17 protein-coding genes and 7 pseudogenes are annotated in these 17678 nt (G+C 32.4%); 10 read left to right on the forward strand and 14 right to left on the reverse strand.

The features are described from left to right. Positions 1 to 367: 367 nt before the first annotated feature. The 3 genes and pseudogenes from bhYOR_RS07510 to bhYOR_RS07520 all read right to left on the reverse strand — a co-directional run. Positions 368 to 1428, reverse strand: a pseudogene (locus tag bhYOR_RS07510) (variable large family protein). A 226-nt stretch (positions 1429 to 1654) separates the two neighbouring features. Continuing rightward, the gene (locus bhYOR_RS07515; RefSeq protein WP_025434170.1) at positions 1655 to 2293 is read right to left on the reverse strand and encodes a Vsp/OspC family lipoprotein; all 639 of its coding nucleotides are present in this window, start codon (positions 2291 to 2293) and stop codon (positions 1655 to 1657) included. Between the two features lie 136 nt (positions 2294 to 2429). Beyond that, a pseudogene (locus bhYOR_RS07520) lies at positions 2430 to 2612 on the reverse strand (variable large family protein); the annotation flags it as partial. 330 nt (positions 2613 to 2942) lie between these two features. Here bhYOR_RS07520 and bhYOR_RS08270 point away from each other — a divergent pair. The 3 genes from bhYOR_RS08270 to bhYOR_RS07530 all read left to right on the forward strand — a co-directional run bounded on the left by bhYOR_RS08270 (position 2943) and on the right by bhYOR_RS07530 (position 3903). Continuing rightward, positions 2943 to 3077, forward strand: coding sequence for a hypothetical protein (locus bhYOR_RS08270; protein ID WP_281506166.1), 135 nt, complete (start codon positions 2943 to 2945; stop codon positions 3075 to 3077). Positions 3078 to 3368: 291 nt separating this feature from the next. Next, positions 3369 to 3587: a hypothetical protein gene (locus bhYOR_RS07525; RefSeq protein WP_025434171.1), complete on the forward strand. Its 219-nt coding sequence runs from the start codon at positions 3369 to 3371 to the stop codon at positions 3585 to 3587. A gap of 61 nt (positions 3588 to 3648) precedes the next feature. Beyond that, positions 3649 to 3903 (forward strand): hypothetical protein, encoded by a 255-nt coding sequence (locus bhYOR_RS07530; RefSeq protein ID WP_025400180.1) that lies wholly within the window; start codon positions 3649 to 3651, stop codon positions 3901 to 3903. A 220-nt stretch (positions 3904 to 4123) separates the two neighbouring features. Here bhYOR_RS07530 and thyX read toward each other — a convergent pair whose 3' ends face one another. The 4 genes and pseudogenes from thyX to bhYOR_RS07550 form a co-directional block, all read right to left on the reverse strand. Further along, positions 4124 to 4966, reverse strand: coding sequence for an FAD-dependent thymidylate synthase (gene thyX, locus bhYOR_RS07535; protein WP_025400181.1), 843 nt, complete (start codon positions 4964 to 4966; stop codon positions 4124 to 4126). A 258-nt stretch (positions 4967 to 5224) separates the two neighbouring features. Further along, the gene (locus bhYOR_RS07540; RefSeq protein WP_080684299.1) at positions 5225 to 6115 is read right to left on the reverse strand and encodes a P12 family lipoprotein; all 891 of its coding nucleotides are present in this window, start codon (positions 6113 to 6115) and stop codon (positions 5225 to 5227) included. Between the two features lie 386 nt (positions 6116 to 6501). After that, entirely contained in the window at positions 6502 to 7506 is a 1005-nt protein-coding gene (locus tag bhYOR_RS07545; protein WP_040126259.1) for a variable large family protein, read from the reverse strand. Between the two features lie 143 nt (positions 7507 to 7649). Then, positions 7650 to 8244, reverse strand: a pseudogene (locus tag bhYOR_RS07550) (variable large family protein); the annotation flags it as partial. Positions 8245 to 8339: 95 nt separating this feature from the next. On the opposite strand from bhYOR_RS07550, the gene bhYOR_RS07555 reads away from it, so the two are divergent. From bhYOR_RS07555 to bhYOR_RS07580, 7 genes and pseudogenes are all read left to right on the forward strand, one after another. Then, positions 8340 to 9347 (forward strand): variable large family protein, encoded by a 1008-nt coding sequence (locus tag bhYOR_RS07555; protein ID WP_025434175.1) that lies wholly within the window; start codon positions 8340 to 8342, stop codon positions 9345 to 9347. A gap of 120 nt (positions 9348 to 9467) precedes the next feature. Beyond that, positions 9468 to 10561 (forward strand): annotated as a pseudogene (locus bhYOR_RS07560) (variable large family protein). A gap of 103 nt (positions 10562 to 10664) precedes the next feature. Continuing rightward, positions 10665 to 11670: pseudogene (locus bhYOR_RS07565) on the forward strand (variable large family protein); the annotation flags it as partial. Between the two features lie 256 nt (positions 11671 to 11926). Next, positions 11927 to 12082, forward strand: coding sequence for a hypothetical protein (locus bhYOR_RS07570; protein WP_241763819.1), 156 nt, complete (start codon positions 11927 to 11929; stop codon positions 12080 to 12082). 18 nt (positions 12083 to 12100) lie between these two features. Then, positions 12101 to 12226, forward strand: coding sequence for a Vsp/OspC family lipoprotein (locus tag bhYOR_RS08275; RefSeq protein WP_281506155.1), 126 nt, complete (start codon positions 12101 to 12103; stop codon positions 12224 to 12226). Then, a complete protein-coding gene (locus bhYOR_RS07575; RefSeq protein WP_281506153.1) occupies positions 12183 to 12602 on the forward strand; it encodes a Vsp/OspC family lipoprotein in 420 nt (139 codons plus the stop codon). Before bhYOR_RS08275 ends, bhYOR_RS07575 begins: the two co-directional genes overlap by 44 nt. Positions 12603 to 12785: 183 nt before the next feature. Continuing rightward, the gene (locus bhYOR_RS07580; RefSeq protein ID WP_025434376.1) at positions 12786 to 13499 is read left to right on the forward strand and encodes a Vsp/OspC family lipoprotein; all 714 of its coding nucleotides are present in this window, start codon (positions 12786 to 12788) and stop codon (positions 13497 to 13499) included. Here the strand turns inward: bhYOR_RS07580 and bhYOR_RS07585 are convergent. The 7 genes and pseudogenes from bhYOR_RS07585 to bhYOR_RS07615 form a co-directional block, all read right to left on the reverse strand. Then, positions 13500 to 14559, reverse strand: a pseudogene (locus bhYOR_RS07585) (variable large family protein). Further along, a complete protein-coding gene (locus tag bhYOR_RS07590; protein WP_040126318.1) occupies positions 14546 to 14728 on the reverse strand; it encodes a hypothetical protein in 183 nt (60 codons plus the stop codon). The pseudogene bhYOR_RS07585 and the gene bhYOR_RS07590 overlap by 14 nt, the downstream one beginning before the upstream one ends. A 122-nt stretch (positions 14729 to 14850) precedes the next feature. After that, positions 14851 to 15030 (reverse strand): ERF family protein, encoded by a 180-nt coding sequence (locus bhYOR_RS07595; RefSeq protein WP_051480187.1) that lies wholly within the window; start codon positions 15028 to 15030, stop codon positions 14851 to 14853. Beyond that, complete coding sequence (locus bhYOR_RS07600) at positions 14997 to 15455, reverse strand: ERF family protein (protein ID WP_051480188.1); 459 nt, start codon at positions 15453 to 15455, stop codon at positions 14997 to 14999. Before bhYOR_RS07600 ends, bhYOR_RS07595 begins: the two co-directional genes overlap by 34 nt. A gap of 409 nt (positions 15456 to 15864) precedes the next feature. Then, on the reverse strand, positions 15865 to 16326 hold the full coding sequence (locus tag bhYOR_RS07605) for a chromosome replication/partitioning protein (protein WP_407933143.1): 462 nt from the start codon (positions 16324 to 16326) through the stop codon (positions 15865 to 15867). A 38-nt stretch (positions 16327 to 16364) separates the two neighbouring features. Beyond that, positions 16365 to 17113: pseudogene (locus tag bhYOR_RS07610) on the reverse strand (ParA family protein). Next, positions 17038 to 17652, reverse strand: coding sequence for a DUF226 domain-containing protein (locus bhYOR_RS07615; RefSeq protein ID WP_025434377.1), 615 nt, complete (start codon positions 17650 to 17652; stop codon positions 17038 to 17040). Before bhYOR_RS07615 ends, bhYOR_RS07610 begins: the two are co-directional and overlap by 76 nt. Positions 17653 to 17678: the final 26 nt, after the last annotated feature.

Consider the following 17678-nt stretch of genomic DNA (forward strand, 5'->3'; position numbering starts at 1 on the left):
TAATTTAGTTTTTAATAGTACAAATCCCCTTGCCGCTTGCCCATTGCTTTTTTTCTTTCCAACATCTACCCCAATTTCCCTCTTGCCCTTACCACACATTTAGCTTACTTTTAAAGTATTTAATTATTTGATTACAAATAAGAATATACTCTTAATATCATACTTGCAATTATTTATATTCAATCTTTACTCATATAAACAATTTGATATACAAATAAACATTCCCTAAATAACATTAGAAGCTAAAAGCATTACGCTCCTAGCTTCATATTCCTTTTTGACTTTATTTTTACCAGCTCTTACAGCTTACTTAATTAACTTATCTTACAATAACTTCCTTTATATTTACCCTTAACTAGTTCTTTATTTACTGCCCATTAGTTGTTGCTTCTGCAGGATTAGTTGCTTCTGCTGACTTATCTTCTTGTTTAACTGTAGCTAATGCTTCATTTATTGTTTTTAATCCACTATCAACTGTATTCCTTATTGCTATTATTAGAGTACTTAATGTCTTACCTACTGCACTTGCTGCTGCTCCATTTACTGCATGGGCAGATTTCTCTTCATTATTCTTAGCAGCGAATTTACCATCCTTTGCCATTGCCCTTAATGCTATACCAGCTGCAATAACTGCATCCTTTTGTACTTCAGCTACTTCAAGTTCCTTAGCAGCTTCTTTTTTAGCAACAGCAATCTCTGCCGCATTCTTTGCTTTCTTAATCTCAATTTCACCAACACCAGCTTCATCAGACTTAGCAATAGCTTGCAAGATGTCAGCACCACTTACTACCCCTATTGATGCACTTGCTGCTGCTGCATGTGCTTCTGCTCCATCAGCAGCGTTAGTACCAAACAACTTGCCAATTGATTTCTTCTCAGCTTCTGCTGTCTTAGTAGCGTCTGCATTTCCCTCATCCTTTTTTAAAACTACTCCAACTATTTCTTTAATTCCTTTAACTAACGTGTTTATTGAATCCGCTTTGGGAGCCGTAGCACCAGAATTTTTAGTAGCACTCCCAATTAACTCACTACTAGTGCCAGTAGCCCCACTAGCAGCAATTTTAGCCCCTTCTGCAATCTTGTCTAAAACATCTGCAACAAACTTGTCAACAACTGTTTTAACTTTTACGTAATTACCATTCTTTGCAACTTCATCTTGCAACTTCTTTTTAACTGTTGTCATAGTACTCTCAATATCAGTGAAATACTTTCCTATATCACTCTTTTTAGTATCAGCCTTAATACCAAACGCACCCGCAACCATATCTCCAAAAGTCACAAAAACATCTAAAAATCCTTTACCTAAATTAGCTATAGATGTTAAATACACAGTTTAGGATCTTCCGTCTTAGTACTACCACTTCCACAACTAAGAAGTAAAAATAAAGTTACAAATAAACAATCTAAGTTATCATTAAGCGATAAAATAAGTTAAAAACAATGCATAAATATAAGTCTAAAAGATAAAAGTAATCAAAGTAATCTAAAAAATATAATAAAGTAGTAAAGCAAATAAAGAGAGAATAAAAAAACAAAATAAGCTAAGAGAAGCATACTCTTAGCTTATTATTTATAGACTTTATTTTATTAGATAATTACCTTAGATTAAAAAGTAATCTTATAATAATAAATGATTAAATTATTTATCTCTTAATTAAGGCTTAGCAGACTCTGACTTAGCAGGGGTTAAAAGCTCCTTAATTGCAGATGTTACTTCACCATTAGCAGCCGTTAACAATTCATCAATTGATGTATTCAAAGCAATAAGCTCTTCCGCACCTTTATCCTTGGCTCCAGTATCTGCTATATCTATAGCGGTCTTAGCATCAGCATCCTTAACATCATCTTTACCAAGATCAGCTGTCTTTAATTTAGCCTTGGTTAAGAAGGCTGTACTTGCATTCTTAACAGCAGTAATTTTTCCCTTTAAGTCATCAGAAATTCCAACTTTTTTTTCTAATGATGCTAATTTAGTATCTACAGCTGATATTACACTATATGCTCCTGAAATTAATTTTGCATTCTTATCAGCATCAGTTTCAAGACCATTGGCACCAATTTTCTTCCCGATAGCTTTAGCAAGCTCATCTACTGATTTAACTAAAGTATGAACTTCTTTTACACTTGCTGCAAAAGCACTAGCCTCTTTTATCTTTGCACTTATTTTTGCTAAATCAAGTACTGTTCCGTCAGACTTAGCCACTTCGTCACTTTTAAGCTCTGGCCCTCCACTATTACAGCTTACTAATACCATAAATAAAGTCATTATTATTGCACTTATTCTTTTTCTCATTTCTTTACGTGCCTCCTTTTAACTTATGCATTACCTTCAGCATCAGAACCGTCTCAAGCGAATAATTTTACTGCTTTACATAAGATTAAGAAAAGCGTTTCCCTTAAATGACTTTATATTTTCAGTATTTATTGTACTAGTTTTTAGCTTCAGAGGTTGGCTTATCAAAACTTATAAGAGTATCATTAGGACTAATTTTCATAGCTTCTTTAACTTTTTTAAGTCCTGCATCAATTGTTTTCCTTATCGCAATAGTGCATATATCTAGGGCTTTAGCAACCGCGCTTATTGCTGGTCCTTTAACTGCAGCAGTAAAATCACAACTAAAGATTTACAATACGTTTATGCACTAATCCTTAACGAAAGAAAAGTACTTATAAATAATCCCGCACTATTTAATAGTAAGTTACTAACTTGTCTTTATAAAGACAAGTTAGTAACTTACCTAAAACATGTTATTTTTGAGTATCCCTAAAATCATTTGATAATTACTCTATACTTACTAAAATCAATCAAACTAAAAGGAAAGACACTACATATATGCAATCAAAAACACAGTATTTAGGCTTAAGTTTTCTTTTAAGTTTTATTAGTTGTGTTTTAATATTTAATGGCAAACTAAAAGATAAATCTGTTAATTTACTCCACATTGAAGACTAGTGAAGAAACTATTGAAAATTCTTCTAGCAAGAATCAAAACAATACTACTAAAAAGTCAAGAAGTAAGGGATCTACACTAAGAAATAGAAGATCTATAAAAAAAGATTCGGGGCCCTATGCTTGATGGTACTTTAAGCAAGCGGTCAAGAATAGCAGTTACCACGCTCTGTTGGGAAAAAGGATGAAATTTCAGCAAAGGATATAGTATAAGTGGCTTTGCCGAAGGGGATACTCTTAGCAGCGAAGAAGGAGACACAAATTACTTAAGTCTTCGGGTATGACACAACGCCTATTAATATTAGTTACAATTCATATCCGGACAGTTTTGGAAGTACCTCAAACAACAATTCTCTTCAAGGTAAAATCAGCGATTCAAATAACTTTGATTTCACTTATAACTCTGAACCTGGCCTAAGTGGCCGTAAATACTAGTCCTATCAGTTTAAGTGGCGGTTATAATGACTTTGAGCACAATTATTCAACTTCACAAGAAGAAGAAGAAGAAGAAGAAGAAGAAGAAGATAATGATGATGATGACGAGGATAAAGATGACTATAATAACGGAGACGAAGATGAAGAAAACAGATTAAATAGGGAATATAAATCACGTTCAAAAAAACCAAAAATAATGTAAAAAAGAACTTAAACTAGCTAAACAAATAGAAGATGATTGGGGAAAAATTGAATTCAATAAAATGAAATTAAACCCTAGTTATAATATAAGACCTACAAACGAGAAAAAATACAAGGCTCAAAATAAATTATACAGATTTAACAAAAATAAGTTAATAAAAGATCTTAAAAAACTTTTAAGTACAATTAAAGAAAGTCTAAGCAATGCTACACATCTTACTACTAATAATTTTAGATACCAAAAAGACCAGCGAGCAAAGACAAACTTAGAGAAGCTCAAAAAAGACGTAAGTTCTTTGCTTTCAAAAGTTCAATAAAGTAATAAAAACGATTATCAAGCATACGAAGAAATAAAATTATATTAAACAATTAACTTTTGACCATAGCACCTATGATAAGAATTTATATTATCCAAAATACCATTGATAAAAATATCTTCAGCTAATTTTGCAACATCAGAAATTCAATCTCTAAGTCACAATGTTTTACTTTGATTTATTACTACTTAAGTTAAATAATATCATGAAGAAGCTTCGTTTATTGTTCAATATTAAGTTTATCTTGCAATCTCTTTAATGCCTTATCACTTAATTTTAGTTTACTGGTATTCAAAACTCCAGAAATTGCAACTATCTCTTCATAAGATAACCTACAACCTTTCAAAATATGATTTTTAAAACTTTTAGTAGCAATGGGTACTATTTTTTCAATAACATTGAGCAATATCTTGGCATATTCACGCATTTCCTTTGATGAATGTTCTCTAACCTCTTTTGACTCATTTAAAGCTAATCTTAATTTAATAAAATGAAAAAGATTATTTAAATCAATCTGCCAATACCATTCGGTATATAAACTTAAGGGCAAAACTATTCTAGAGACTTCCTTTGAAACATTACAATCTATCATATTTTGATATAGCTCGTAACAAGAACTTTGAATCTCCTTTAAATTACTTATTATATCCTTTGTAAGGCTGTATGTAATTCCTTCATCCTCACCTTGACTATTCTCAATATTTTGAATTTTTATGTCTTCTTCTAAAGGCACATAAAACTCTTCCCTCATCAAACTATAAGAACCAGAAACTTCATTCATCCTTGCTGTTCTATGTCTCATCCATTGTCTTGCAATAAATATGGGAGCCTTAACATGAAATGCAAACACTACCTGTTCAAATGGACTTGTATGTTCATTTCTGATTAAATAATCGATAAGCTCATTATCTTCTCTCTTAATGCTCTCACTTCGATATGAAATCCTTGCTGCCTGAACTATTCTTGCGTCACTACCCATATAGTCAATAAGCTTTATAAAGCCTTTATCCAAAACCTTATATTCTTGATTTAACAAGCTCTCTTTCTCGATCTCAGTATTCAAACATGCACCCCCACTTTTTAATTTATTCGTTACTCAATTTACATTATTATAACAAAGCTCTTTAACACCTTTCAAAAACAATTTGGAACAATAATCCTTATACTTACAAACCCTTAAGATATGATAATAAAAAAATGCATAGTCAATTACAAAGGTAAGCATTTTTAGAAGCTTATTTAAAAAATCAAAGAGAGTCCCTTATAAAGGAACTCTTCTTGAAAATACTAATGTTATAAAATACTTAAACCTTTGGTATCTCTATCTTGCAAGACTTGATAGATAAGATTTAGCCTCTTTAATGAGTTCCTCTATATCTTTCTTTATTCCCATTGCTTCTCCTATTTTCCCAGAAGAAGATTCTAATAAACTTAAAGAATTTTCTACTTCACTTTGTGCCTTTTTAGCTAATAAATCACTATTCCCTCTTCTTGATGAGTAACTTCTACGTTTATTTCTTAATCTTTCAGAAATAGCTCCTTTTAAAGTTTTTTCAGATTCTTCAAAAAAGTATTTTGCGGAACTTCTTTCATTAAAGCCTGCATCAACTTGGGTCATAAACATATCGATCTGGGTCCTTTTTTCATTGAACCTATTTTGCAACTTAATTAGTTCTTGTATCTTTGTTCTATCTGTTTGACTATTGATTTTAGGAAGAGACCTTTGCTCTTGAAGTTTCGTCTGGAGTTCTGAAAATATTCTATAAAAATCGGATTCCAATTGCTTAGACTCTACTTGAAGCTTACGTGAGTTCTCAATTAATTGATCAAATTTGGAATCTTCAAGAGCCCTTTTTACATTTTCAATTTCTGCTTGTGCGTCTTTTTCGTACTCAGTACTTGGAGCTAGGTCCTCTTCTTTTATCTCTATTTCTTCTTGAAGATAGTATGGATACAATTGTTGAGACACTGCAAATCCCGCATTAACAGGTTCTAATTCCATGTCTTGTTGTATTTCTCTTTCTTTAACATTGCTAATAACATCTTCTTGTTCTTTCTCTTCTTGATTTCCTTGTCTATGGTCTTTATCATTTTTGTTCTCATCTAAAAATTTTTCCCTTACTTCACTTAATAAATTATTAAGGGCATTTATATCACATGATAACAAACACAATAATATGAACATACATACTGCTAAAATACTCTTCCTCATATTTCCCTCCTGGGATCTTAGGTTATTCAACTATTAAATCTCAATATTGAAATATAATAATTACTACCAAACATATACCATATAATTTAAATATCAAAAAATAAATTTCATAAAACCTCAATTATTTTATTTTGTAATAATTAAAGGCAATTCAAAATTATTTTAATAAAGTAAAATTAATTATTTACTAAACAAAACTAATCTCATAGTACTTACTTACACCTAATGAGCATAAGACTAAACAAAAGCTATGTCTTATCCTTAGTACAAATATTTAATGCACCACCAAAATTCAAAAAAGGAAAACAATTCTCATAAAAAGAGAAAAACTTTCATAAAATGACTTTATTATTTAGTTATGTTTTATTAATAATTCTTTATTGTTGTCAACTAGTTGTTGCTTCTGCAGGATTAGTAGCTTCTGCTGACTTATCTTCTTGCTTAACTGTAGCTAGTGCTTCATTTATCTTTTTTAATCCACTATCAACTGTATTTCTTATTGCTATTATTAGAGTACTTAATGTCTTACCAACGGAACTTGCTGCTACTCCATTTATTGCATGTGCAGATTTCTCTTCATTCTTAGCAGCAAATTTACCATCCTTTGCCATTGCTCTTAATGCTATTCCCGCAGCAATAACTGCATCTTTCTGTTTAGCCTCTTTAGTATCAGCTTTATTGGTAGCAGCAATCTCTGCTGCATTCTTTGCTTCATTAATTTTAATATCACCAGCAGTAGCAGCCTCGCCCGACTTAGCAATAGCTTTTAAGATGTCAGCACCACTTACTGCACCAATTGATGCACTAGCTGCTGCCTCTGCATCTGTTCCATCATCAGCAGTGGTACTAAACAATTTGCCAATATCCTTTTTATCATCTTCTGCTGTCTTTGTAGCCTCTGCACTCCCCTCATCCTTTTTCAAAACCACGTCAACAATAGTTTTAATCCCTTTAACTAACGTGTTTATTGAATCCGCTTTGGGAGCCGTAGCACCAGAATTTTTAGTAGCACTCCCAATTAACTCACTACTAGTGCCAGTAGCCCCACTAGCAGCAATTTTAGCCCCTTCTGCAATCTTGTCTAAAACATCTGCAACAAACTTGTCAACAACTGTTTTAACTTTTACGTAATTACCATTCTTTGCAACTTCATCTTGCAACTTCTCTTTAACTGTTGTCATAGTACTCTCAATATCGGTGAAATACTTCCCTATATCACTCTTTTTAGTATCAGCCTTAATACCAAACGCACCCGCAACCATATCTCCAAAAGTCACAAAAACATCTAAAAATCCTTTACCTAAATTAGCAATAAAAGTTAAGAATACAGTTTTAGGATCCTCAGCGTTAGTACTACTACTCCCACAGCTAAAAAGTAAAAACAAAGTCATTAATAACGCATTAAAGTAATTCTTTTCATTATTACGTGCCTCCTTTTTTCTCAGGGGAGATAGATATAGATAAAAGGAAAACAAATCTCATGAAAAGAAAAGTTTCCTAAAATGACTTTATTTAGACTATTTAATTAGATAATTTATTTAATAACAGCGGGTTGTGTAGTAGTACTAGATTTGGTTGCTTCAGTAGTAGTTTCAGAATATTGCATTCCCTTAACAGCTTCTCTTATCTTATCTAGATTGCTGCTTACTATTTTCCTAATTATAAAATCAAGTACTCCTAATGCCTTATTTACTGCACTTACTGCTGCTGCTTTAACTGCACCACCTTTATTATTATCAGGTTGAGTAAATTTACCACCTTTAGTAATAGCCTTAAGAGCAACAGCTGCTGCTAAGTCTGCATTAGTAACTGCACTGCCGGCAGCATTATTGCCCATTAGTAGCAGTAGCTAGTACTCCGACTTCAGAATTAGCAGCAGGGGCAGTAAGCCTTAGCATTCTTAATCTTGTCAATCATTGCCCATGGGTCGGCTTTTGATGCTTCACCTACTAGCTTTGCATCATCACCTGCACCAGCTTGAGCGTTATGAATTAGAGCTTTAGGCCCATCTCCATTAGCCACCGGTCTACCAAAATTGCCCCAGGCTTGATTTCTATGCCAGATTTCTCTGCTACATCAATAATTGTCTTTACACTTTCAATTATAGCTTTTACACTAGCTTCATCAGCACCTGAGCATTATTATCAGTAGTTGCATCACCAATATCAGCATTACCAGCCTATTTAGCAGTCTCAGCAAGTTTAATTAGAGCAGTAATTAATTTATGGTATTAGTAAGCTGTAATAGCGGTGGGGTTGCGGAAGATCCTCAGAGTAAATTTTTAAAGTCAGTAATAGACTTAGGTAATGACTTCTTAAATGTGTTTACATCATTTGGAGATATAGTTTCCAAGGTATTAGGTTTTAGTACAGAGACAAAAAAATCTGATGTTGCAGCTTACTTTAAGACCGTTCATGATACTGTTTCATCTACTAAGAGGTCCCTTGAGAAAATTGTAGAGGACATGAAATCCGAAAATAATCCTAATGCAGATGCTACAGGTATTGCTGTAAAAGCTCTAATTACTAATACTCTTGATAAAATAATAGAAGGGGCAGACGATGCTGTAAAGGGTGCTGAAGGTGATGAATTACTTGGCAATATGGCTGCTGCTGATTCTGGTGGTGCCGTTGGGGAGGTTGATAAATTAGTTAAGGGAATTAAAAGCATTGTAGATGTAGTTCTTGAAGAAGGAAATCCTGATGCTGGTACTGATAAAAAAGCAGAAGATGGTTCTAGTGTAAGAGCTAATAATAGTGATGATGCAGGTAATTTATTTGGTAATGATAAGGCTGGTAATGCAGCTGCAAATGCGAAAAAAGCAGCAGCTGATGCTGCTAAAGCTGTTGGGGCTGTTACTGGGGCTGACATATTACAAGCTATTGCTAAAGGTTCTAGTGGTAAAGCCGCTACATTAGCTAAGAATAATACTGCTAATAATAATGTTGCTGCTGGTGCTGGTGCTAAAGATGCAATTGTAGCAGGGGCTATAGCATTGCGTGCAATGGCAAAGGGTGGTAAATTTGCTGGTAATAATGATGCTGCTGATGCTGTTGTTATAGTTAAAGATTCAGCTTTAAGTGCAGTAACTAAGGCATTGGGTACTCTTACAATAGCAATAAGAAAAACTATTGATGCGGGACTTAAAACTGTTAAAGATGCTATAAAATTTAATTCTACTGATACTCCTGTAATTACTGATAAACAAACTTCTGAAACTAAAGGTCAATAATCAGAATTAATAACAATATACATAACTAAATAAAGTCATTTGAGGAAAACTTTTCTCTCTTTATGAGATTCGTTTTCCTTTTGTTTTACCTACCCTCTGATTGTTCAGAGTTTCAATAGTATGAAGAATTTTTTAAAAGTCACAAATAAAACCTTAATGAGTATTGTTATATTTGTAGTTTTCTATTTATGGGTTGTGGACAATAGGCTGTTGATGCTGCTAATGGTGGTGCAGCAGCTACAGGAGGGAGAAGTTTAAGTGCAGTGCTAATGGAGGTAGGTAGAAGTGCTGAGAATGCTTTTTATTCTTTTTTAGAGTTACTCTCAGATACATTAGGCTTTACTGCTAAATCAACTACAAAAAAAGAGGATGTAGGGGGTTATTTTAACAGCTTAGGTGATAAGCTTGGAAAAGCATCAGAAGAGTTAGAACAGATAGTAAAAAACTCAGAGACAGAGCTTGATAAAGGTGGTCTAAACAAGGGAATTAAGGATGCAGTTGATACTGCTAAGGCTACTTTAAGCAAATTAAAAGGCCATTTAGAATCTTTAGGACAAGTAGGCGATACTAATGTAATAGGTTATGCAAATAATGTTCAGGGTACAGGAACAGCGTCAGACGATGCTCAGTTAAAAGAAATGTTTAGGGCATTGAAAGGAATAGTGGAAATAGCAACAGATGTAGGTGTTAAAGCATTACAAGCAGGAGCTACAACATTGACAGTAAATGGAGTAGATAATAAGGATGGTGCTAAGATATTGGCTACAAGTGGTGGTAATCCATCAGCAACTGATGCAGGTAAAGCTGCAATAATATTAGCAGCAGTAAGTGGTGAGGAGATATTAGACTCAATAGTTAGATCAGGAGAAAGTGATGCAGCGTTAACAGCGAATGCAGATGAAAATACAACTTCATTGAAATTTGCTAAAGGAGGATCAGATGCTCACCTATCAAATAGTGCTAATCCAAAAGCAGCAGCTGTAGCAGGGGGGATAGCATTACGTTCATTGGTTAAGACAGGTAAACTAGGAGCTGGAGCAGCAGCTAATAATGCAGGAGGAGAGAAAGAAGTACAAGGCATAGGAGTAACTGCAGTAAATAAGCTGTTAGTAGCAGTGGAGGATATAATTAAAAAGACAGCAAAGAATGTGCTTAAAACAGCAAAAGAAAAAATGGATGAGGCAAGATCTCCAAAATCTACAGATCAGCAATAAACTAGATAGTTAGAATTAAATTATTAAGTAATTAGAGTAAAAGGCAATCTTAGAGATAAATCCAGGATGTCTTCTATATTGTTGTAATGAAAAATGAGAAGTTAAATTGGCTGCTGAATCTAAAAATTCTTTCTTAGATTCATTAGTGAAGATAGGACATGGGTTTCAAGAGATTTTTGGCATTTTTGGAAATGCAATAGAGGATGCATTAGGATTTAATACTGTTAAATCTGGTGACAAGAAAAGTAAAGTAGGTGAACACTTTAAGAAAATAGGAGATGAACTTACAACTACTAAGGATAAGTTAAACGAGCTATCAGGTGAAATATCTGAAGCAAAGAATGCTAATAGCAGCACAATTGAAGCTGTTAAGAGTGCAATTAACAGTGCTAGTGATGTCTTTGAACAACTAATTGCTGCTCTAATTAAACTTGCTGGGGTTGCTAAGGAAGCTGGTGATACTAATATTGGTGATAATGCTGATTGCTGTTCCTGGTGCTGCTGATAAGAATGGAGTTGAAGTTATTATTGCAGGAGTTAAAGAAATTATTGATGTAGCAGAGAAGTCTGATGTAAAGATTAAAGCTGGAAATGCAGGTAATCAGATAGCCGCTGCTAATGCTGATACTGATGCTATTGCTGTTCTTGGTGGTCATACTGCCAAGGCTTCTGCTGGAGCTGGTGATAAATTAGCAGTTGAAGTTGCTAAAGCAGATCCATGGGCTATGATTGATAAAATTAAAAATGCTAAGGCTACTGCTCCTGATAAACTTAACGGTGCCGATAATGAAGCTGGTGCACTAGCTGCTTCTAATGACAAGGCTGATGCTGCAGCTGGTGCTAAAACTAATGCAGACTTAGCAGCTGCTGTTGCTCTTAAGGCAATGACTAAAGGTGGTAAATTCAGTGCTAATGCTGCAGATACTGAAGCAGTTAAAGCAGCAGCAGTAAGTGCAGTAAATAAGGTATTAGGAGTACTTGATTTTATAATTAGGAAAACAGTAAGTAGCAATCTAGATAAGATAAGAGAATCTGTTAAGGGAATACAATATTCTGAAACTACTACTGAAGCTACTGAATCTGGCACTGCTCAACCAACTATTAAATAAATCATAAAACTAAAAATATAAAGTTATTGTAAGATAAGTTAATTAAGTAAGCTGTAAGAGCAGGGAGAAATAAAGTCAAAAAGGAATATGAAGCTAGGAGCGTAATGCTCTTAGCTTCTGATGTTATTTAGGGAGTGTTTGATTGTATATCAAATTATTTACATGAGTAAAGATTGAATATAAATAATTGTAAGTATGATATTAAGAGCATGTTTTTATTGTAATCAAATAATTAAATACTTTAAAAGTAAGCTAAATGTGTGGTAAGGGCAAGAGGGAAATTGGGGTAGATGTTGGAAAGAAAAAAATTAAGTGCGAGAACAATGACTTTGTTTTATTTGTATCTTATGGTAGTGCAGGACCAGCAGAGCAAGGTCAAGTAACTAAATCTGATGGGATAGTAATTGATTAAGCAAAAGTAAGTAAAAAAATAAAAGATGCTAGTACTTTTGTAGCAAGTGTTAAAGAAGTAGAGACCTTGGTTAAGTCAATAGATGAGCTTGCCAAAGCTATTGGAAAGAAAATTAAGCAAAATGCAAAATTCCGAAGACCTTGAAGTGGATAATGGTAAAAATAATAAGAATGGAGAGTTAGTTGCAGGAGCATTTCAAGTAATGTTGACTGTGAAAGCTAAATTGGAAAAATTAGGGGACACGCCTGAAATTTCTGAAGAGCTAAAAGGAAAGATTACTGATTCTAAGAGTAAATGTAAAGAATTTGTGGATAAAATAAAAGCAGATTCTGATATTTCTAAAGCAGAGACTACGGATGAGCATGTAAAAAAAGCTATAGATCAAGTAAATACTCCTGCTGGAGAAAAAGGTGGTGTTGAACTTGTTAAACTTAACAAATCAATAGGTGAGTTGTTAAAGGCAGCTGAGGGTGAAGTAGAAGCTGCAATTGCAGAGCTTACAACCCCTGCTAAGTCTTAACTAAGGGAATAAATAAGTTAAGTAGTTATTGTAAGATAAGTTAATTAAGTAAAAGGTAAGAGCCAGAAAAAATAAAGTCATTTAAGGGAAACTCTTTTCTTGTTTTCGGCACAGGAAACTATTAGCTAACGATAGTTCTGATGCTGAAGGTAATGCATAAGTTAAAAGGAGGCACGTAAAAAAATGAGAAAAAGAATAAGTGCAATAATAATGACTTTATTTATGGTATTTATGTCATGTAATAATGGAGGTCCAGAGCTTAAAAGTGACGAAGTGGCTAAGTCTGACGGAACAGTACTTGATTTGGCAAAGATAAGTAAAAAGATAAAAGATGCTAGTGATTTTGCAGCAAGCGTTAAAGAAGTTCATACTTTGGTTAAGTCTATTGATGAACTTGCTAAAGCTATTGGTAAGAAAATTAAAAATGATAATAGTAACTTTGAGGACGAGAAGGACCATAATGGATCGTTAATTGCAGGGGTATTTCAAGTAATACTGACTGTAAAAGCTAAATTAACATCATTAGAGCAAATCGTTGGAATCTCTGATGAATTAAAGACAAAGGTTGGCATGGTTAAGAAAGAAAGTGAAGCATTCGTAACCCAAGTAAAATCAAAGCATACTGATCTTGCTAAAGAAGGTGTTACTGATGTTAATGCCAAGACCGCTATAGATGTATCAGATGGTACTAAGGATAAAGGAGCCTCTGAACTTATTAAGCTCAACAAATCAGTTGATGAGTTATTAAAGGCTGCTAACGCAGCAGTGGAAGCTGCAATCGCAGAGCTTACAACTCCTGTTAAGGCAGAAAAACCTTCTCAAAATAACTTACCTTATAATAACTACTTAACTTATTTATTCCCTTACAATAACTTTATCCTTTATATTTACCCTTAACTAGTTATTCGCTTGCTGCCCATTAGTTGTTGCTTCTGCAGGATTAGTTGCTTCTGCTGACTTATCTTCTTGCTTAACAGCTGCTAGTGCTTCATTTATTGTTTTTATCCACTATCAACTGTATTTCTAATAGCAATAATAAGGGTGCTTAATGTTTTACCTACTGCACTTGCTGCTGCTCCATTTACTGCATGTGCAGATTTTTCTTCACCAGTTTTAGCAGCGAATTTACCATCCTTTGCCATTGCCCTTAATGCTATACCAGCTGCTATTACTGCATCCTTTTGTGCTGAAACCCCAAGATCCTTATTGTCTTCTTTTTTAGCAACAGCAATCTCTGCCGCATTCTTTGCTGCCTGAATAGTGGGCTCACCAATAGCCTCTGCAGACTTAGCAATAGCTTGAAGAATATCAGCACCACTTACTGCTCCTATTGATGCACTTGCTGCTGCTGCTTGTGCTTCTGCTCCACCATTATCTTTACCACCAAGCAACTTACCAATTGATTTTTGCTGTTCATCTTTGGTCTTAGTAGTGCCTGCATCCCCTTCATTTTCTTTTAACACTACACCAACTATTTCTTTAATTCCTTTAACAAGTGAGTTTACGCTTGCTGCTTCTGCTGCTACAGCATCCTCATTTTGTTTAGCATTACCAATAACAACATCAGTTGTAGCACCTTTAGCTGCTTCTTTTGCTCCTGATGCAATCTTATCTAATGTGTCAGTGATAAACTTGTCAACAACTGTTTTAACTTTTACGTAATTCCCATTCTTTGCAACTTCATCTTGCAACTTCTTTTTAACTGTTGTCATAGTACTCTCAATATCAGTAAAATACTTTCCTATATCACTCTTTTTAGTATCAGCCTTAATACCAAAAGCTCCAGTAACCATATCACCAAAAGTCACAAAAACATCTAAAAATCCTTTCCCTAAATTAGCTATAGATGTTAAATACACAGTTTAGGATCTTCCGTCTTAGTACTACCACTTCCACAACTAAGAAGTAAAAATAAAGTTACAAATAAACAATCTAAGTTATCATTAAGCGATAAAATAAGTTAAATAATCATTTATAAGCTCAGTCCAATACTTTATAGTTTTAAGCTCTGGTTTAGTTTCAAAAAACTTGAGTATACTCGAATCATCATCATTCTTTAATTGTAGTAAAAACTTATCTATCATTTCTAAATTATCAAAAGATGTCTCACCTAATACCGAATGCATCCTTTTAGATGCTTGTAGTAATTTCTTGTAATAATGATACTTAGCAAGTATACGTTTAAGAAGATTTTTAAGGCTAGTTACAGATTTATGACTTACAGATTGCTGTTTTGTTATGCCTTTAGTTACTGTTTTAGTATTAATACCTTTACTTTTTTTAGAGATTTTACAAGTAAAACACTTACACTATTAGCTTGTTCTTGATTAGCTTCTTGAACATGCTCCAAGTAACTAGCATCAGTGTCAACTTCACTCTTAATTAAAAAGTATGCTACAAGAGCATATCTTTTAAATATGTTATGCATGAACCTACAAGTTGAGGTAATGTATTTTGATTCTTTACTCCCGTTGAAATTAATTCTTCGCTGTAAATAGGTGTATCAAATGACTCTCTATATCCACTTTTGGGACTGTAAAATGTTGTTGTAATAAAATTAACTAAATCACCATCAAAATTCTTTATAGTTGGATATTGCACGAAACCAATATCTAGATTATTTCTCCTTATAACATTCTTTATTTCTCTTATTATCTCATTAAAATCTTGATACTTATATCCATATCCATTAAGGTTCTTAGCAACACCACTTAAATGCATTTGTAGACTATGCAAAGACTTTAGAAAGTTTATCTTTGATTGATTTTCATTTGTTACTGAATTTTGATTATTTACTCTTATATCTGTTACTTTTCTTGTTTGTTTATTTAGTTTCTTAACTGCTTTACGCATTCTAGTTTTTGTATTTATAATATTTTTTGTTATTTTATTTGTCGTGATTAACCCCTATAATTTTTTGGTTCTTATAAAGAAAGTATAATACTAAAAATTAGTTTTTTTGTTAAGAATTGACAAAAAAAGAATTTTTTTAAACACCACACTATTAAAACTTAAAACATAAGAACAAAAAAATTAGGCCTTACTTAAGTATTTTTGATAAAATACTTAAGTAAGGCCTACTGCCTCAACAAAATAACCAAAAAAAATAGATAGTTCAAAATGAGAACCTACTAATAGTACAATACATCAAAATTGAAGTAAAATCAACTGCTATTTAAATAGCTATAAAAACTTATCATTCGTTTTTTAAATTTTTTCAGAAGCTTATCAAGTAAATCTTTCTGATTTGAAAAAATCTCATCTAAAAAGAATGCTGTAAACTTAGAATGCTCTTTGTAAAAATCATAACTTTCCTGTCTTTAAGTTGGAAACGAAGGGGTTTAATTGAATTTTGCGTTGATTTTTTAAGTGTTGCTCTTTCCTTATTCTTTATTAAATCAAGTGAATCATTAATACCATTCTCTAATAGATACTCTTCACTGATAAGTCCATCTTCCATGGCACCTGCTAACTTTAAATAATTATATATCTGACTCCTTGCTATTTTAAAATTTTTAGTAAATGAATCGAAAGTCTTAAATCCATCTAACTTATAATACTGATTATCCTTTATTTCTTTTAGGATCTTCATACACTCTATTTTATAGACTATTTCCTTTTTAAAGGAATTTATAAAATTTTCCTTTAATCTATTGTAATAAATCCTTAATTCTTCTTCACTATCAATTTTCTTTAAAACCCTATCATTTACTTGAATTTGCACTTTTATACTCCTTTTGTCCATTAAATGGACAAAAATTTCTATATCATATCTATTTTTTTAAAAAATTTATTAAATATATCCTGATATTCTTTTATATAATCTTTATCAAGATCAAAAGTAGCATTATTGGCTATTTTTCTATTTAAATCTTCTCGTTCCTTGATAGAACCTAAAAAATTTTCTCTAGGTTCTATCAAGTTTAACAAATATTTATGTGTTTTATTGGTTCTAAATCTTGTTACAATTAAAAATATAGGTATTTTCAATCCTGCCTTTTTAATGAAATGCTCTAGTAATTGTAAACTCTCTACAGCCCACTTCTCAGCCGTCATTGGAACTATAATATAATCACTAACAACTAAAGCATTAACTAAAGCAAAATCTAAACTTGGATTAGTATCTAATATTATGTAATCGTATTTGATATTGAGTAATTTTAAATTTTCTTTTAATCTCATTTCTTTAAATAAAATAGTTTCTGAATTGAATTGATACAGACTCAAATAACTTGGAATTAAATCTAAACCATCATAGATACTGTAATTGATTCGTTAACATCTATATTATTTCTTATTACCTCATATATATTATATTGAATAATATCCACTTTTTGTTTTTCTATTGTATTAATAAAATAGCTAGTAGAAGACGCTTGGGTATCCATATTTATTAAAAGCACTTTATGATCTTTTGCCAAAAGAGTTGCAAATATTATAGCACTTGTACTTTTCCCGACACCTCCTTTAATTGAAGCAATAGTAATGATTTTAGGTTTTTTTCTATCCATTTGATAATTATCCCTCCTTCTGGTAGTTTCTTATTATAAAATTCATATACTTGTTCTTCTAAATTGAGAATTCGACTAAGCAGTAAATTATTATATATTGTCTGTAACCTTTCTTTTTTAATTAAACGATAAATTCCCTTAACATAACAAAACACACTACCCTTCTTAAATCTAAATTCTATGTAATAAACTTTTGAAAAAGTGTATGTTTTAGATACTCCTTCATGCTCATATCTTACTATAATATTTTGTAGAGGATTTCTATAGCCATAATGAATACCTAAGAATTTATCACTTTCTTTTATAGGAAATAAGCTAAACCACTCTATTTTTGATTGATTAAATAGCTCTCTAAATGAAATAAAAAATTTATCCTTTTGTCTTTCATCAACTCCAAACGCATAGAAATCATTCATTATCTTTGTGTGATATATTGTTTTGCTATCAACTTTCTCTATTCTTGTGAAAAGACCTCTACTTTTCAGCTTATCCTTAATTTCTAACTTTTTCTCTTTAAGGCGTTCTAATACATTCTTCATAACTAATCCTTAACTTGTAACTTTTT

It is taken from the genome of Borrelia nietonii YOR (assembly GCF_023035795.1).
GTDB lineage: Bacteria > Spirochaetota > Spirochaetia > Borreliales > Borreliaceae > Borrelia > Borrelia hermsii.

What these genes read in the sequence shown, in the direction of transcription:
- bhYOR_RS07580 (WP_025434376.1), top strand. Translation starts at nt 12,786, where the DNA reads ATGAGAAAAAGAATAAGTGCAATAATAATGACTTTATTTATGGTATTT.
- bhYOR_RS07590 (WP_040126318.1), bottom strand. Translation starts at nt 14,728, where the DNA reads ATGCATTCGGTATTAGGTGAGACATCTTTTGATAATTTAGAAATGATA.
- bhYOR_RS07515 (WP_025434170.1), bottom strand. Translation starts at nt 2,293, where the DNA reads ATGAGAAAAAGAATAAGTGCAATAATAATGACTTTATTTATGGTATTA.
- bhYOR_RS07570 (WP_241763819.1), top strand. Translation starts at nt 11,927, where the DNA reads ATGTGTGGTAAGGGCAAGAGGGAAATTGGGGTAGATGTTGGAAAGAAA.
- bhYOR_RS07595 (WP_051480187.1), bottom strand. Translation starts at nt 15,030, where the DNA reads ATGCATAACATATTTAAAAGATATGCTCTTGTAGCATACTTTTTAATT.
- bhYOR_RS07555 (WP_025434175.1), top strand. Translation starts at nt 8,340, where the DNA reads ATGGTATTAGTAAGCTGTAATAGCGGTGGGGTTGCGGAAGATCCTCAG.
- bhYOR_RS07600 (WP_051480188.1), bottom strand. Translation starts at nt 15,455, where the DNA reads ATGCGTAAAGCAGTTAAGAAACTAAATAAACAAACAAGAAAAGTAACA.
- bhYOR_RS07530 (WP_025400180.1), top strand. Translation starts at nt 3,649, where the DNA reads ATGAAATTAAACCCTAGTTATAATATAAGACCTACAAACGAGAAAAAA.
- bhYOR_RS07545 (WP_040126259.1), bottom strand. Translation starts at nt 7,506, where the DNA reads ATGACTTTGTTTTTACTTTTTAGCTGTGGGAGTAGTAGTACTAACGCT.
- bhYOR_RS07615 (WP_025434377.1), bottom strand. Translation starts at nt 17,652, where the DNA reads ATGAAGAATGTATTAGAACGCCTTAAAGAGAAAAAGTTAGAAATTAAG.
- bhYOR_RS07540 (WP_080684299.1), bottom strand. Translation starts at nt 6,115, where the DNA reads ATGAGGAAGAGTATTTTAGCAGTATGTATGTTCATATTATTGTGTTTG.